Source organism: Pseudomonas sp. B22(2017) (genome assembly GCF_002113105.1).
Lineage (GTDB): Bacteria > Pseudomonadota > Gammaproteobacteria > Pseudomonadales > Pseudomonadaceae > Aquipseudomonas > Aquipseudomonas asiatica.
On record NZ_NEJN01000004.1, the window covers coordinates 445,095 to 461,137 of the forward strand.

Consider the following 16,043-nt stretch of genomic DNA (forward strand, 5'->3'; position numbering starts at 1 on the left):
CGGGCCCGGCGGACTATCCGGGCCCAATGGCTTGCGCAAGGCGAGGCGTACGATGAGCAAAGAAGTACTGCTGGTTGTTGAATCGGTATCCAACGAAAAAGGTGTACCGCCCGGCGTCATTTTCGAAGCGCTGGAAGTGGCACTGGCCACTGCAACCAAAAAACGTTTTGAAGACGAAGTCGACCTGCGTGTGGAAATCAACCGCCACACCGGTAGCTACGAGACCTTCCGTCGCTGGACCGTGGTCGACGAAGCCGATCTTGATGATCCGGCGATCGAGACCTGGTTGAGCAAGATTCACGAAACCCACCCTGAAGCCAAGGTTGGTGACGTGATCGAAGAGAAGATCGAGTCCATCGAATTCGGTCGTATTGCCGCCCAGACCGCCAAGCAGGTCATCGTGCAGAAGGTCCGTGAGGCCGAGCGTGCCCAGGTGGTCGATGCCTACCGCGAGCGCGTTGGCGAGATCATCTCCGGTACCGTCAAAAAGGTTACCCGCGACAACGTCATCGTTGACCTGGGCAACAACGCCGAGGCCCTGCTGGCCCGCGAAGACATCATTCCGCGCGAGACCTTCCGTGTTGGCGTGCGCCTGCGTGCGCTGCTCAAGGAAATTCGCACCGAGAACCGTGGCCCACAGCTGATCCTGTCGCGCACCGCGCCACAGATGCTGATCGAGCTTTTCCGCATCGAAGTGCCGGAAATTGCCGAGGGCCTCATCGAAGTCATGGCTGCATCCCGTGATCCGGGTTCGCGAGCCAAGATCGCCGTCCGCTCCAAGGACAAGCGCATCGACCCGCAAGGCGCCTGTATCGGCATGCGTGGTTCGCGCGTCCAGGCCGTATCCGGGGAGTTGGGTGGTGAGCGTGTGGATATCGTCCTGTGGGACGATAACCCGGCGCAGTTCGTCATCAACGCCATGTCGCCGGCTGAAGTCGCGGCGATCATCGTTGATGAAGATGCCCATGCCATGGACATCGCCGTTGCCGAGGACAACCTGGCCCAGGCCATTGGTCGTGGCGGTCAGAACGTTCGCCTGGCCAGTCAGCTGACCGGCTGGACCCTGAACGTGATGACCGAGAAGGACATCCAGGCCAAGCAGCAGGCCGAAACCGGTGACATCCTGCGCAATTTCATCGATGAACTGGAAGTCGACGAGGAGCTGGCCCAAGTGCTGGTCGACGAAGGCTTCACCAGCCTCGAAGAAATTGCCTACGTACCGTTGGAAGAAATGCTCAACATCGATGGCTTTGACGAAGATATCGTCAACGAGCTCCGCGCTCGAGCCAAGGACCGTTTGTTGACCAAGGCCATCGCTACCGAAGAAAAACTGGCAGACGCCCATCCGGCTGACGACCTGCTCTCCCTCGAGGGTATGGACAAGGACCTGGCGGCGGAACTGGCGGTGCGCGGCGTGGTTAACCGCGAAGACCTGGCCGAGCAGTCGATCGACGATCTGCTCGACATCGACGGCATCGACGAAGAGCGTGCCGGCAAGTTGATCATGGCCGCCCGAGCCCACTGGTTCGAGTAATTAGGCGCGGCCTGAGGAGAGAAGTGCATGACGCAAGTCACGGTGAAAGAACTGGCCCAAGAGGTCGAGGCACCGGTAGAGCGCCTGCTGCAGCAGATGCGTGAGGCAGGTCTGCCGCACACCGACGCCGGTCAGGTAGTGACCGACAATGAGAAGCAGACCTTGCTGACTCATTTGAAGAGCAGCCACAAGAGCAAGGCGGAAGAGCCGCGCAAGATTACCTTGCAGCGCAAAACCACCAGCACCCTGCGTGTCGCCGGTAGCAAGAGCATCAGCGTAGAAGTACGCAAGAAGAAAGTATTCGTGCAGCGCAGCCCGGAAGAAATCCAGGCTGAGCAGAAGCGTGAGCTGGAAGAGCGCCGCGCGGCTGAAAACGCCGCTCGCGACAAGGTCGAGGCCGAAGTTCGCCAGCGCAACGAAGAGCAGGCTCGCCGTCAGGCCGCCGAAACCGCTGCTGCAGCCCCTGCGCCTGCCGCCAAGCCAGAGGCGGCACCTGCCGCTGCCCCGGCCCCGGTAGTTGCCGACGCCCCGGCGTCCGAAGACGCCGCAGCCCGTGCTGCCGAGCGCAAGAAGGACGAAGCCCGTCGCAACGAAGGCCGCACCCGTGACGAAGACCGTCGTGGTGGCGAGCGTCGTGGCGAGGCCCCGCGCGTGTCGATCAAGGTCAAGGTCAAGGAGAAGGAAAAGGCTCCGACTCCTCGCGCCGCACCGCGCACCACCGATGAAGAGAGCGATGGCGTACGCCGTGGCCGCGGTGGCAAGAGCAAGCTGAAGAAGCGCAACCAGCACGGCTTCCAGAACCCGACCGGTCCAGTCATCCGTGACGTGACCATCGGCGAGACCATCACCGTCTCGGAACTGGCCCAACAGATGTCGGTCAAGGCCGCTGAAGTGGTCAAGTTCATGTTCAAGCTGGGTACCCCGGTCACCATCAACCAGGTGCTCGACCAGGAAACCGCTCAGCTGGTCGCCGAAGAACTGGGCCACAAAGTGACCCTCGTCAGCGATACCGCCCTGGAAGACTCCCTGGCCGAATCGCTGAAGTTCGAAGGTGAAGTCGAATCGCGTGCGCCGGTCGTTACCGTCATGGGTCACGTTGACCACGGTAAGACCTCGCTGCTCGACTACATCCGTCGTGCCAAGGTTGCCGCTGGCGAAGCCGGTGGTATTACCCAGCACATCGGTGCCTACCACGTGGAAACCGACCGCGGCATGGTCACCTTCCTCGATACCCCAGGCCACGCTGCGTTCACCGCAATGCGTGCCCGTGGTGCCAAGGCTACCGACATCGTCATCCTGGTGGTGGCAGCGGACGACGGCGTGATGCCGCAAACCCGCGAAGCCGTTCAGCATGCCAAGGCAGCTGGCGTTCCGCTGGTGGTTGCAGTGAACAAGATCGACAAGCCGGGTGCCGATATCGATCGCATCCGCAACGAGCTTGCTGTCGAAGGCGTGACCTCCGAGGACTGGGGTGGTGATACTCCGTTCGTCAAGGTTTCGGCCAAGATGGGTACCGGCGTCGACGAACTGCTCGAGGCTGTCCTGCTGCAGGCCGAGATCCTGGAACTGACCGCTACCCCGACCGCTCCAGGTCGTGGTGTGGTTGTCGAATCACGCCTGGACAAGGGCCGTGGCCCGGTCGCGACCATCCTGGTTCAGGACGGTACCCTGCGTCAGGGCGACATGGTCCTGTGCGGTTCCAACTATGGCCGCGTGCGCGCCATGCTCGACGAGAACGGCAAGCCTGTGAAGGAAGCCGGCCCGTCGATCCCGGTCGAAATCCTCGGCCTTGACGGTACCCCGGAAGCCGGTGACGAGCTGTCCGTGGTTGCCGACGAGAAGAAGGCTCGTGAAGTTGCCCTGTTCCGTCAAGGCAAGTACCGCGAGGTCAAGCTGGCCCGTGCTCACGCTGGCAAGCTGGAAAACATCTTCGAGACCATGGGTCAGGAAGAGAAGAAGACCCTCAACATCGTCCTCAAGACCGACGTGCGTGGTTCCCTGGAAGCACTGCAGGGTTCGCTGTCGGGCCTGGGCAACGACGAAGTTCAGGTGCGCGTGATCGGTGGCGGCGTCGGTGGTATCACCGAAAGCGACGCCAACCTGGCGCTGGCTTCGAATGCAGTACTGTTCGGCTTCAACGTGCGTGCCGACGCCGGCGCGCGCAAGATCGTCGAGCAGGAAGGTCTGGATATGCGTTACTACAACGTGATCTACGACATCATCGAAGACGTCAAGAAGGCCCTGACCGGCATGCTCGGCAGCGATGTTCGCGAGAACATCCTGGGTGTCGCCGAAGTACGTGACGTGTTCCGTTCGCCGAAGTTCGGCGCCATCGCTGGCTGTATGGTCATCGAGGGTACCGTGTACCGCAACCGTCCGATCCGCGTACTGCGCGAAGACGTTGTGATCTTCGAAGGCGAACTGGAGTCGCTGCGTCGCTTCAAGGACGACGCCTCCGAAGTGCGTAACGGCATGGAGTGCGGTATTGGCGTGAAGAGCTACAACGACGTCAAGGTCGGCGACAAGATCGAAGTCTTCGAGAAAGTCCAGGTTGCTCGTACCCTTTAAGGGTGAGCAGGGCGCCAGCCCCCGCCGCAGGGCGGTGGGCAGTGCCTCAGTAGGTAGCGCCCGGTCAGGCTTCAGCCTGACCGGGCGTTTGCCGCTTTAAGTTACAGGTAGCAAGAATGGCAAAAGAATATAGCCGTACCCAACGCATCGGCGACCAGATGCAGCGCGAGCTGTCGGAGCTGATCCGCCGTGAAGTCAAAGACCCGCGCGTCGGCCTGGTGACCATCACGGCCGTCGATGTCAGCCGTGATCTTGGCCACGCCAAGGTGTTCATCACCGTGATGGGCCAGGACGGCGCCGACGCCGTACCGCAGACCCTCAAGGCCCTGACCAGCGCCGCGAGCTTCCTGCGCCTGCACCTGGGCCGTGTGATGCAACTGCGCAGCGTGCCGCAACTGCACTTCCACTTCGACGAAAGCGTCAGCCGTGGTGCCCACCTGTCGGCACTGATCGAGCGCGCGGTCGCCGAAGACCGTCTGCACAAGGATGGCGACAAGCTGGACGCCGAGGAGTAAGCGGTGGCCCAGGTCAAACGTATCCGCCGCAACGTCAGCGGCATCATCCTGCTCGACAAGCCGCTGGGCTTCACCTCCAACGCCGCTCTGCAAAAGGTGCGCTGGCTGCTCAATGCGGAAAAGGCCGGGCACACCGGCAGCCTCGATCCGCTGGCAACCGGCGTGCTGCCGCTGTGCTTTGGCGAAGCGACCAAGTTTTCGCAGTACCTGCTCGATTCCGACAAGGGCTACGAAACGGTCATGCAGATGGGGCAGACTACCAACACCGGCGATGCCGAAGGTGAAGTGCTGCAGACCCGTGAGGTGACCGTTGGTCGCGCCGACATCGAGGCCCTGCTGCCGCGTTTTCGTGGCCAGATCAGCCAGATACCGCCGATGTACTCGGCGCTCAAGCGTGATGGCCAGCCGCTTTACAAGCTGGCACGTGCAGGAGAGGTAGTGGAGCGCGAGGCGCGTTCTGTTACTATTGGCCGCTTGGAGTTGCTCGAGTGCGAAGGCACCCGTGCACGGCTGAGCGTAGGATGCAGCAAAGGCACCTATATCCGCACCCTGGTGGAGGATATCGGTGAGGCCCTTGGCTGCGGCGCCTATGTCGCCGAGCTGCGCAGGACCCAGGCCGGGCCTTTCGCGCTGGCACAGACGGTCACCCTCGAGGAACTCGAACAGGCCCACGCCGAAGGTGGCAACGAAGCGCTCGACCGCTTCCTGATGCCTTCGGACAGCGGCCTGCAGGACTGGCCACTGGTGTGCCTGTCCGAGCACAGTGCGTTCTACTGGCTGCATGGGCAGGCGGTACGCGCGCCGGACGCGCCGCAATTTGGCATGGTCCGGGTACAGGATCACAATGCGCGCTTCATCGGTATCGGTGAAGTGAGCGAAGACGGGCGCATTGCGCCGCGTCGGCTGATTCGGTCGGAATGACCGAAACCGCGGGGTCGGGCAATTGCCAGGCCCCACGGCACCAAGGGTGGCTGTCAGTAGGCACGGTCACACCTTTTTTATTAATACAGGGATTTGTCCCTGGCCTATTGGACCCCGCATGCGGGATCCGTTATCAGGAGAAGCCAAATGGCCCTCAGCGTTGAAGAAAAAGCTCAGATCGTTGCCGAATACCAGCAAGCCGCCGGCGATACCGGTAGCCCGGAAGTGCAGGTTGCTCTGCTGACCGCCAACATCAACAAGCTGCAAGGCCACTTCAAGGCCAACGACAAAGACCACCACTCCCGTCGTGGTCTGATCCGTATGGTCAACCAGCGTCGTAAGCTGCTGGACTACCTGAAGGGCAAAGACACCACTCGTTACAGCGCCCTGATCGGTCGCCTGGGTCTGCGTCGCTAATAGCGGCTTGGCCAGTGGTGTGCATGGCGTGTCGCAGGCTTCGGCAGGGCTGTTTTGCAGTGCTGCCGTTGGACACGCCACGCGTATCTCCGAGGTTGGCAGCCTGGCAATGCTGAGCGGATTTTCCGCTTGGTGCCAGGCTCCCAGCCTCGTGTTGTATCTGGACGGTCAATGGGGCCGATTCCCCGTTCTGCCCAAGAATTCGCAAGAAACCAGTTCCCCCAGAGCCACTGAAAAAAGGTAGGAAACCGTGAACCCGGTAATCAAGACATTCCAGTTCGGTCAGTCGACCGTTACTCTCGAAACGGGCCGTATTGCCCGTCAGGCAACCGGCGCCGTGCTGGTTACCGTCGACAACGACGTCACCGTGCTGGTGACCGTGGTCGGTGCCAAACAGGCCGATCCAGGCAAGGGCTTCTTCCCGCTGTCGGTCCACTACCAGGAAAAGACCTACGCCGCCGGCAAGATCCCGGGTGGCTTCTTCAAGCGTGAAGGCCGTCCTTCCGAGAAAGAGACCCTGACCTCGCGCCTGATCGACCGTCCGATCCGTCCGCTGTTCCCGGAAGGCTTCATGAACGAAGTGCAGGTTGTCTGCACCGTGGTTTCCACCAGCAAGAAGACCGACCCGGACATCGCTGCGATGATCGGTACCTCGGCCGCCCTGGCCATCTCCGGCATTCCGTTCGAAGGCCCGATCGGCGCCGCTCGCGTTGCCTTCCACGAAAGCACCGGCTACCTGCTGAACCCGACCTACGAGCAACTGGCTGCCTCGAGCCTGGACATGGTCGTTGCCGGTACCGAATCGGCTGTACTGATGGTTGAGTCGGAAGCCAAAGAGCTGACCGAAGACCAGATGCTGGGCGCCGTGCTGTTCGCCCACGACGAATTCCAGGCCGTGATCCAGGCCGTCAAGGAACTGGCTGCCGAAGCCGGCAAGCCGACCTGGGACTGGCAGCCAGCCCCGGCCAACGTCGAGCTGATGAACCTGGTACGCGCCGAGTTCGGCGAAGCCGTTTCGCAGGCCTACACCATCATTCAGAAGGCTGACCGCTACAACCGCCTGGGCCAGCTGCGCGACGAGGCTGTTGCCCGTCTGAGCAACGAAGAGACCGGCCCGTCCGCCGGCGCCATCAAGGAAATCTTCGGCGAGCTGGAATACCGCACCGTCCGTGAGAACATCGTCAACGGCAAACCGCGTATCGACGGTCGTGACACCCGCACCGTGCGCCCGCTGAACATCGAAGTCGGCGTATTGCCGAAGACTCACGGTTCGGCGCTGTTCACCCGTGGCGAAACCCAGGCCCTGGTCGTTGCGACCCTGGGTACTGCCCGTGACGCCCAGCTGCTGGACACCCTGGAAGGCGAGAAAAAAGACCCGTTCATGCTGCACTACAACTTCCCGCCATTCTCGGTGGGTGAGTGCGGTCGCATGGGCGGCGCTGGCCGTCGTGAAATCGGCCACGGCCGTCTGGCCCGTCGTGGCGTGCAGGCCATGCTGCCGAGCGACAGCGAGTTCCCGTACACCATCCGCGTGGTATCGGAAATCACCGAATCCAACGGTTCCAGCTCCATGGCTTCGGTCTGTGGTGCTTCCCTGGCCCTGATGGACGCTGGTGTACCGATGAAGGCACCGGTTGCCGGTATCGCCATGGGCCTGGTCAAGGAAGGTGACAAGTTCGCCGTCCTGACCGACATCCTGGGTGACGAAGACCACCTGGGCGACATGGACTTCAAGGTAGCCGGTACCGCCAAGGGTGTTACCGCGCTGCAGATGGACATCAAGATCAACGGTATCACCGAAGAGATCATGGAGATCGCCCTGGGCCAGGCCCTGGAAGCGCGCCTGAATATCCTCGGCCAGATGAACCAGATCATCGCCCAGTCGCGTAGCGAGCTGTCGGCCAACGCCCCGACCATGATCGCGATGAAGATCGACACCGACAAGATCCGTGACGTCATCGGTAAAGGCGGCGCCACCATTCGCGCCATCTGCGAAGAGACCAAGGCTTCGATCGACATCGAAGACGATGGCTCGATCAAGATCTTCGGCGAAACCAAGGAAGCGGCAGATGCTGCCAAGCAACGCATCCTGGGCATTACCGCCGAAGCCGAGATTGGCAAGATCTACGTCGGCAAGGTCGAGCGCATCGTCGACTTCGGTGCGTTCGTAAACATCCTGCCTGGCAAGGACGGCCTGGTGCACATCTCCATGCTGAGCGATGCTCGCGTCGAGAAAGTCACCGACATCCTGAAAGAAGGCCAGGAAGTCGAAGTACTGGTACTGGACGTGGACAACCGCGGCCGTATCAAGCTGTCGATCAAAGACGTTGCCGCGGCCAAGGCCTCGGGCGTCTGATGATTGCCTCGTAGTAGAAAGAAAGGCCCCGCAAGGGGCCTTTTTTTATGGCTGTACGGAACCTTTTGCGGACTTGCATCTTGCAAGCAGTTTTATCGTGCGGATTGCAGAATGCACGACATCGGCCAAATCTAAATTTGGCTAACTTGTTGATTTAAAAGGAAACAAGCGAGACGGAAAAGCTGGCACAGCGCATGCAACTACCTCCATATCTGACGCCAGGACATACGGCGCAGAACCCTTCGAAAAAACAGGAGTGACTCACATGAAGAAGTTCGCCATTGCTGCCGCTACTGCTACCGCCCTGACCCTGACCATGGCTAACGGCGCATTCGCTGCGGAGCCAACCCAGGCTCCAGTCATGTTGGCTGCCAACACCGTGGATAACGCCAAGCAGGAAGGTTCCGACACCTGGATCACTACCAAGGTGAAAGCGGACCTGCTGACTGAAAAAGGTATTCCAGGCAGCGACATCAAAGTCGAGACCAGCCAAGGCGTCGTCTCGCTGTCGTCTGACGTGGCGATCACTCAATCCCAGAAAGAAGAAGCAGTACGCATCACCAAGAACATCAAAGGCGTGAAAAGCGTCATGTCTGACGGCCTGAAAGCCGAATAAGGAATGTCCCGTCGGCCAAACGGATTTGGCCACCTTCGCTCCGAGCCCCGGCTATTTGCCGGGGCTTTTCATTGGCGGCTAGTACACCGGGTTACGCGCGATCACATCGCTCTCGAAGCATTCTTGCTCGACGATCAGCGGCTCGACCAATGGCCGGCTATCGCGAAAGTGCGCGGTTTGGGTATGCGCTTCATAGGCTGCATCGTCGCGGTAGATCTCGTACAGGTAGATCACCTCCGGGTCGACCCGGTCCTGCGACACATCGAACACCAGGCAGCCAGGTTCGGTGGCGACAGAAGCTGCGGCATTGACCTTGATCGCAGTCAGAAAATCCTCGGCGCAACCGGGCTTCACTCGGGTCTTGATGAACAGGCTATACACAAGGCTCTCCTTTTGTTTTAAATTCTATTCTGAATTGTATACAAAAATGGAGCCTCGCCAATGTCCGAATTGCCTGCACGCCCTGGCCGCCTGAACGGCCTGCGTCATATTGCCTTGTTGGTGCCCAACCTGGAGGAGTGTGAGCGCTTCTACGTCGATGTGCTGGGCATGGAAGTGCTGAACCGCGCCAACGAAGACCTGGTGTATCTCACTTGTGGTAACGACAACCTGTCGCTGGGGCGCGGGGCAGGGGCGGCCAATGGTTTGCAGACCCTGGACCACTATGGGTTCATCGTCGATAGCGTGGAGGAGCTGGAGGCCTGGTACCAGTATTTCAAGGCCCATGGAGTGACCCTGCTGGACCGGCCGTTCAACCATGGTGACGGGGCGCGTAGCTTCCACCTGCTGGACCCGGCAGGGAACAAGGTGCAGCCGTTGTACCACCCGGCGGTGTCGGGGCAGCGGTTGGTGTGAAGCCTGTACCGGCCTCTTCGCGGGCTTGCCCGCTCCCACAGGGACCGTACACAGTTCAAGGCCGGTGCAGTACCAGTGGGAGCGGGCAAGCCCGCGAAGAGGCCAGACCTGCTAGTAGAAGTTATTCGGCATCCAGATGCATCGGCGTCACCACCCGACCATCGCTCTCGGCCTGGCCCAGACTGGTATCGATGAAGTACACCCGGTCATCTTCCAGCTGGCCTTTGTCCACCAGGTAATCCTTGATGCTGCTGGCCCGCTCCTGGCCAAGTGTGCGCAGCAGCGCAGTACTTTCGGCCCAGGACTTGATCACCGCCTCGCGCAGCTTGGCGGTGCGCTCGTCGCGGCCCAGTTGCTCCCATTCCGCAGGCGGCTGTTGCTTCAGGCGGTTACGGTAGATGCCTTCGAGCATCGCCGGTTTTTCGCTGTCGTCGACCACCAGCATCGAGGCATTGGCCGGCACCTTGTCACCGCGGCGCTGCAGGATCTTGTACCAGGTGGCCTGGTACTCACGCTCCAGGCGCTGCTGGGCGATCAGCGGGCCGTCGCTGGCCTGGGCGCTGGTGCCTTCGATTTCCAGGCGCAGCTCCGGGCGTTCCTTCAGGGCCGACGCCAATTTGTCCAGCGATGCCTGGGCGTCGCCACTAAGCTCGCTGGAGCCCGGGGCGAAGGACACATTGCCCAGATCTTCCGAGCCACCGCCGGCAACCAGCCCGCCAATGAACTTGAACGGCGCCTGCGCCGCACGCAACACCAGGTTGCGCAGGGTTTGCCAGACGATCGGCATCACGCTGAACTGCGGGTTGTTGAGGTCTCCGGATACCGGCAGCTCGATCGAGATCTTGCCTTCTGTATCCTTCAGCAGTGCCACCGCCAGGCGGATAGGAAGGTCCACTGCGTCCGGGCTGTCGACCTTCTCGCCCAACTGCAACTGCTCAACCACCACCTTGTTCTCGGCCTTCAGCTGGCCATTGGTGATCAGGTAATGCAGGTCGAGGTTGAGCCGGCCTTTGCGGATACGGAAGCCGGCGAACTTGCCGGAGTAGGGGGTGAGTGTGGTCAGCTCGACCCGCTTGAAGCTGGTGGCGATGTCCAGGCTGGCCAGCGGGTTGAACGGGTTGAGGGCGCCTTTGATGGTGACCGGCGCGTAGCGGTCGACCTTGCCCTTGACGTCGACCTTGGCCGGCACAGGCTTGCGGTTGTCGATGGTGCCGATCCGACCGTTCAGCTGCTGGATGGCCGTGGCGAAGTTGGGGGTGAGGGACAGGTCGGCGAAGTTGGCCGAGCCGTCGTTGATGTCGATCTGGCCGATGTGGATGCCCAGCGCCTTGTCGTTGCTGGCAGCGGCCGGCTTGGCCTGGCTGGTCGCCGGGGCGCCGGCCGGCTGCGGGATCAGCAGGTCGTTGATGTTGGTCGTGCGGTCTTCGTTGATGATGAAACGCGCATAGGGTTGCAGCAGGGTCACTTTGTCGATCGACAGCGCATCGCCGTGCACGTAGGACAGGCCGTCGACGTTCACCTGTTGCCATTTGACGAAGTCACGGCTCTTGATGGTGTCGAGGGTGTGCAGCTGGCTGACCTGTGCCTTGCCGGCAACACTGAAGGCCAGTGGTGAGGTGTTCTTCAGGTCGACCTTGAGGTCGCTGGCGAGCATGCCGCTGCGCAGCTCCAGCAGGATGAACGGGCTGATATAGGCCTGGGCCACTCGCAGGTCGATATCGCGGGTGCTCACGTCCAGCTTGGCCCAGATGGGCGCCAGGTTGACCTGGCCGGCCGCCTGAAGCTTGCCTTGCTTGCCCACGCCGGTATCGAGCTTGAGGGTAAAGGGCGACTTGTTGAGACTGTCGAAACCTTGCAGGTCGGCGTTGAGCGGGCCGACGTCGAGGGCCACCGGCTCCTTCTGAGTACGGTCCGCCAGGTGCACCAGGTAGTTACGCAGTTGCACGTCCTTGAGCAGCACCTGCCAGGGTTTGCTCGGCTCCTTGGCGGCTTGCTGTTCGGGCGTGGGCTCGGCGGCGGCCGGTTCGGCCTTTTCCTTCGGCGTAGCCTTGGCCGGCTGGCTGGCGAACAGTTTCTGCCAGTCGAGCTGGCCGTCCTTTTCCAGCGCGGCCCAGGTTTCCAGTTTTTCGCTGCGGATCTTGCCCACGGTGACCAGCTGCTTGACCAGGTCGACCGAGGTTTCGCTTACTTCCAGGCTGGCCAGGCGTGCCAGCGGGCGGCCATCCGGGGCCTTGATGGCAAAGGGGGCGATGCGCACCGACGCGTTGTCCAGCAACAGTTCGGTCTGCTTGGCGAGGTTGAGCTTGTAGTGGGTGTCGAGGCTGACCACGCCGTCTTCCAGCACCAGTGGCACGGCATCGCGCACATAGGGCCAGAATGCCTTCATCTTGCCTTCGGTGATCTTCAGTGTGCCTTCAGAGGCGATTGGCGCCAGGCTAAGGGTGCCTTTCCAGTCGATGCGCCCGCCGTTGGGGCCGATGGCCACCAGGGTCATGTCGGCATTGTCGTTGGGCAGGGTGCTGAGGTTTTTCAGCTCCAGGTTCATGTTGTCGTAGAGGAACTCGATCGGCTCGCTCGGGCGCAGGTCCTCGAAGTGCAGGTAGCCATCGCTGAGCTTGATGCTGCCGATGCGTAGCGGGAACGGGTCGCTGGGTGGCTCGTCAGGCTTGGCTTCGCTGGCTGGCAGTTTGAACAGGCGGGTCAGGTTGAGAGTACCGTCCTTCGCGAACAGCACTTCGTTGCGCGGTTTGACCAGTTCCACTGCATCCATGTGCAGGGCACCGCTCCACAGGCTGTCGAGCGAAAGGTTGGCGTACAGCCGGTCGAAGCCGACCTGCTCCTTGCCAGGCTCGCCGATCTGCAGGCCCCACAGTGTCAGTTCGAGGCTGAAGGGGTTGAGTTCGATCCGTTCGAGGTGGGCAGGCACGGTTGCGTATTGGGCCAACTGTTGGTTGGCGATGCGCAGCGCGACACCGGGGAGAACGAAAAAGCCAAGAAGGCTGTAGAGGGCTACCAGGGCCAGCAGTGCGCCAGCGGCGCGAGTCAATCCTTTGTACATGTGTCGCTTCGTCTGTCTAAGCAGGAGAGCTTGGAGTATGGCACGTTAAATCAGTTCCGCTGAGGCGACCAGTTGACCTCATTCGATGCCCATGCGCCGTTTGGCCCGGTGCGCTGAGCCGTCGCGCATCGCCCAGCGCAGTACTGGCGCGGTGCGTTGCAGGCCCAGGCGGATCATGCGCCGCTGCAACGGACCGTGCTGTAGCCCGAGCATGGTCTGGGCCCAGCCCGGCAGCAGGTCGATGCCGGCGTGCAGCATCAGCTTGCCCACCGGCTGTGCCAGGCGGCTGGGGGCGGGGGCATCGAGCAGGATGCCGACCACCTCATGGCTGCGTGCGTCGCAGTGCAACTGGGGGCGCATGCGCTGCAGATAGTCCTCGACCTGCTGGCACGAGCGCGGCACGTCGCGGGCGCCAAGGCGCTCGGCAATCAATGCGATCTCTGCGTAGTAGGCATCCTGCTCGGCGCGCGCTAGTTGCGGGTTGCGGTAACGCAGGTGGGCGGCGAGAAAGCTGCTGACTTCCGCCACGTGCACCCAGGTCAGCAGGTCCGGGTCGCTGGCCGCATACGGGCGGCCATCCGGCGCGGTGCCGGTTACCTGCAGGTGGATGGTGCGCACCTTGTCGATCAGCCACTCGGCATCGCGGGTGGCGCCGAAGGTGGTGCCGGAGATGAATTGGCTGGTACGGCGCAGGCGGCCGAGCAGGTCTTCACGGAAGTTGGAATGGTCCCACACCCCGGCCAGGGCCAGCGGGTGCAGCAACTGCAGCATGAGGGCACTGATGCCACCGACCAGCATGCTCGGGAAGTCGCCATGTACCCGCCAGCTGATGCTGTGCGGGCCGAACAGCCCGGGGTCGCCCTTGGGCGATTCCAGGTCGAGCTGGCCGAGGGCCAGCCCGGTAAGGCTCATGACCTGGGTTTCGATGCGGCGGCGAAGGGCTTCCATGGCGACCTGTGGTTCAGGGCGGCCATGGGCAACGGCCGCCGGTTACTGGTTGAGGCGTTTGTCGATCAGGCCCTGCACCACGCTGGGGTCGGCCAGGGTCGAGGTATCGCCCAGGTTGTCGAGTTCGTTGCAAGCGATCTTGCGCAGTATACGCCGCATGATCTTGCCTGAGCGTGTCTTGGGCAGCGCCGGAGCCCACTGGATCAGCTCGGGTTTGGCGAAACTGCCGATTTCCTTGCTGACCAAGGCCAGTAGCTCGGCCTTGAGCGCGTCGTCCGGCGTTACGCCATTCATCGGTGTGACGAAGGCGTAAACGCCTTGGCCTTTGAGGTCGTGGGGGTAACCGACCACCGCCGCTTCGGCAACGCTGTCATGCAGCACCAGCGCGCTTTCCACTTCGGCGGTACCGATACGGTGACCGGAAACGTTGATCACGTCATCGATACGCCCGGTGATCCAGTAGTCTCCCTCGGCATCGCGGCGGGCACCGTCGCCGGTGAAGTAATAGCCGGGCATCGGCTTGAAGTAGGTGTCGACCATGCGCTGATGGTCGCCATAGACGCTACGGATCTGCCCGGGCCAGCTGGCCTTGATCACCAGCAAGCCGGCACCGGGGCCTTCGATGAGCTTGCCCTTTTCGTCCAGCAGCACTGGTTGCACGCCGAACATGGGCTGGGTGGCACAGCCGGGCTTGAGCGACTGCGAGCCGGGCAACGGGGTAAGCATGATGCCGCCGGTTTCGGTCTGCCACCAGGTATCGACGATGGGGCAGCGCTTTTGCCCGACTTCTTCGAAATACCACTCCCAGGCTTCGGGGTTGATCGGCTCGCCGACGCTGCCCAGCAGGCGCAGGCTCTGGCGTGAAGTACTCTGCAGCGGCGCGGAGCCTTCGCGCATCAGCGCGCGCAGGGCGGTCGGGGCGGTGTAGAAGATGTTCACCTTGTGTTTGTCCACCACTTGCCAGAAGCGCGAGGTGTCCGGGTAGTTGGGCACGCCTTCGAACATCAGCGAGATCGCGCCATTGGCCAGCGGACCATAGACGATGTAGCTGTGGCCGGTGACCCAGCCGACATCGGCGGTGCACCAGAACACCTCGCCGTCACGGTAGTCGAACACCACCTTGAAGGTGAGGGTGGCCTGCAGCAGGTAGCCGCCGGTAGTGTGCAGCACGCCTTTGGGTTTGCCGGTGCTGCCGGAGGTGTAGAGGATGAACAGCGGGTCTTCGGCACCCATCGGCTCGGGACTGCAGTCGTCGCCGGCCTTTTCCGTTGCCTCGTGGTACCAGAAGTCACGGCCTTCGGCCCAGACGACATCGCCGCCGGTGCGGCGCACCACAAATACGCTGCTGACCGCAGGGCAGCTGGTCAGGGCCTTGTCGACGTTCTGTTTCAGCGGGATGCGTTTGCCGCCGCGCACGCCTTCATCGGCAGTGATCACCGTACGGCAGTCGGCATCGAGGATACGGTCGCGCAGGGCATCTGGCGAGAAGCCGCCGAACACCACCGAGTGGATGGCACCGATGCGGGTGCAGGCAAGCATGGCGAAGGCGGCCTCGGGGATCATCGGCATGTAGATGCACACCCGGTCGCCTTTCTTTACCCCGCGTGCTTTCAGCGCATTGGCCAGGCGGCAGACCTGGCGGTGCAGTTCGCGGTAGGTGATGGCCTTGGAATCCTTGGGATCGTCGCCTTCCCACAGCAGGGCAGTCTGTTCGCCGCGTCGGGCCAGGTGGCGGTCGATGCAGTTGTAGCTGACGTTGAGCTGGGCGCCGTCGAACCAGCGGGCGCTGCCGGTCTTCAGGTCGCATTGCTGCACGCTCGACCAGGGCTTGATCCAGTCCAGGCGCTTGGCCTGTTCGGCCCAGAAGGTGTCGGGGTCATCCACCGACTGGCGGTAGAGGCGGCGGTACTCGTCGGGGGTTAGGGCGGCGGACTGGCTGACGGCCAGGGCCTGAGGGTAGTTGCGGATATCGAACATGGCGGGTGGTCCTGCTCTTGTAAGGGGCGATGGACTGCAACGGCTATTCGATAGGACAGTGTAGCCAGAGGTGATGTTCCTTGAGGGTAGACTCGGTCCCTGTAGGAGCGGCCGTGTGACGGCTTTGGGATCAACCGCGGTGACGGCCGCGGAAGTAGTTGATCAGGCCTTGGGTGGAACCATCTTCGGCGCTTTCTTCCAGGCTGCCGACCAGGCGTTGGTAAACGCCCTTGCCCAGCTCCTTGCCTAGCTCCACGCCCCACTGGTCGAAGGCGTTG

The 16,043-nt window shown here is 62.1% G+C and carries 13 protein-coding genes; 8 read left to right on the top strand and 5 right to left on the bottom strand.

Going from position 1 to position 16,043, the window contains the following annotated elements; translation table 11 throughout:
* The first annotated feature begins 52 nt into the window (after nt 1-52).
* The 7 genes from nusA to CAG18_RS12450 all read left to right on the top strand — a co-directional run bounded on the left by nusA (nt 53) and on the right by CAG18_RS12450 (nt 8,927).
* Nucleotides 53-1,534, top strand: a complete 1,482-nt coding sequence (nusA, locus tag CAG18_RS12415; RefSeq protein ID WP_003258062.1) for a transcription termination factor NusA — start codon at nt 53-55, stop codon at nt 1,532-1,534.
* 27 nt (nt 1,535-1,561) lie between these two features.
* Complete coding sequence (gene infB / locus CAG18_RS12420) at nt 1,562-4,102, top strand: translation initiation factor IF-2 (protein WP_015271856.1); 2,541 nt, start codon at nt 1,562-1,564, stop codon at nt 4,100-4,102.
* 116 nt (nt 4,103-4,218) lie between these two features.
* Nucleotides 4,219-4,617 (top strand): 30S ribosome-binding factor RbfA, encoded by a 399-nt coding sequence (gene rbfA / locus CAG18_RS12425; protein ID WP_015271855.1) that lies wholly within the window; start codon nt 4,219-4,221, stop codon nt 4,615-4,617.
* A gap of 3 nt (nt 4,618-4,620) precedes the next feature.
* On the top strand, nt 4,621-5,538 hold the full coding sequence (gene truB / locus CAG18_RS12430; RefSeq protein ID WP_013974284.1) for a tRNA pseudouridine(55) synthase TruB: 918 nt from the start codon (nt 4,621-4,623) through the stop codon (nt 5,536-5,538).
* A 147-nt stretch (nt 5,539-5,685) separates the two neighbouring features.
* Complete coding sequence (rpsO, locus tag CAG18_RS12435) at nt 5,686-5,955, top strand: 30S ribosomal protein S15 (protein ID WP_003249971.1); 270 nt, start codon at nt 5,686-5,688, stop codon at nt 5,953-5,955.
* 250 nt (nt 5,956-6,205) lie between these two features.
* Nucleotides 6,206-8,311, top strand: coding sequence for a polyribonucleotide nucleotidyltransferase (gene pnp / locus CAG18_RS12445; RefSeq protein WP_054573643.1), 2,106 nt, complete (start codon nt 6,206-6,208; stop codon nt 8,309-8,311).
* A gap of 265 nt (nt 8,312-8,576) precedes the next feature.
* Nucleotides 8,577-8,927 carry a BON domain-containing protein gene (locus CAG18_RS12450; protein WP_013974282.1) on the top strand — a complete coding sequence of 117 codons (351 nt, stop codon included), beginning with the start codon at nt 8,577-8,579 and terminating at the stop codon, nt 8,925-8,927.
* A 78-nt stretch (nt 8,928-9,005) separates the two neighbouring features.
* Here CAG18_RS12450 and CAG18_RS12455 read toward each other — a convergent pair whose 3' ends face one another.
* Nucleotides 9,006-9,308 (bottom strand): putative quinol monooxygenase, encoded by a 303-nt coding sequence (locus CAG18_RS12455; RefSeq protein WP_039613589.1) that lies wholly within the window; start codon nt 9,306-9,308, stop codon nt 9,006-9,008.
* Between the two features lie 60 nt (nt 9,309-9,368).
* Between CAG18_RS12455 and CAG18_RS12460 the strand changes: the two genes are divergently transcribed.
* Nucleotides 9,369-9,782: a VOC family protein gene (locus CAG18_RS12460; RefSeq protein WP_010955354.1), complete on the top strand. Its 414-nt coding sequence runs from the start codon at nt 9,369-9,371 to the stop codon at nt 9,780-9,782.
* A 121-nt stretch (nt 9,783-9,903) separates the two neighbouring features.
* Here CAG18_RS12460 and CAG18_RS12465 read toward each other — a convergent pair whose 3' ends face one another.
* The 4 genes from CAG18_RS12465 to CAG18_RS26495 form a co-directional block, all read right to left on the bottom strand.
* Nucleotides 9,904-12,840: a DUF748 domain-containing protein gene (locus tag CAG18_RS12465; protein ID WP_085720962.1), complete on the bottom strand. Its 2,937-nt coding sequence runs from the start codon at nt 12,838-12,840 to the stop codon at nt 9,904-9,906.
* Between the two features lie 78 nt (nt 12,841-12,918).
* Nucleotides 12,919-13,788 (bottom strand): oxygenase MpaB family protein, encoded by an 870-nt coding sequence (locus tag CAG18_RS12470; protein ID WP_015271851.1) that lies wholly within the window; start codon nt 13,786-13,788, stop codon nt 12,919-12,921.
* Between the two features lie 42 nt (nt 13,789-13,830).
* The gene (gene acs, locus CAG18_RS12475; protein WP_085720963.1) at nt 13,831-15,765 is read right to left on the bottom strand and encodes an acetate--CoA ligase; all 1,935 of its coding nucleotides are present in this window, start codon (nt 15,763-15,765) and stop codon (nt 13,831-13,833) included.
* 130 nt (nt 15,766-15,895) lie between these two features.
* Nucleotides 15,896-16,043 (bottom strand): hypothetical protein (locus tag CAG18_RS26495; RefSeq protein ID WP_143492655.1); only part of this gene is annotated, 148 nt, incomplete at its 5' end.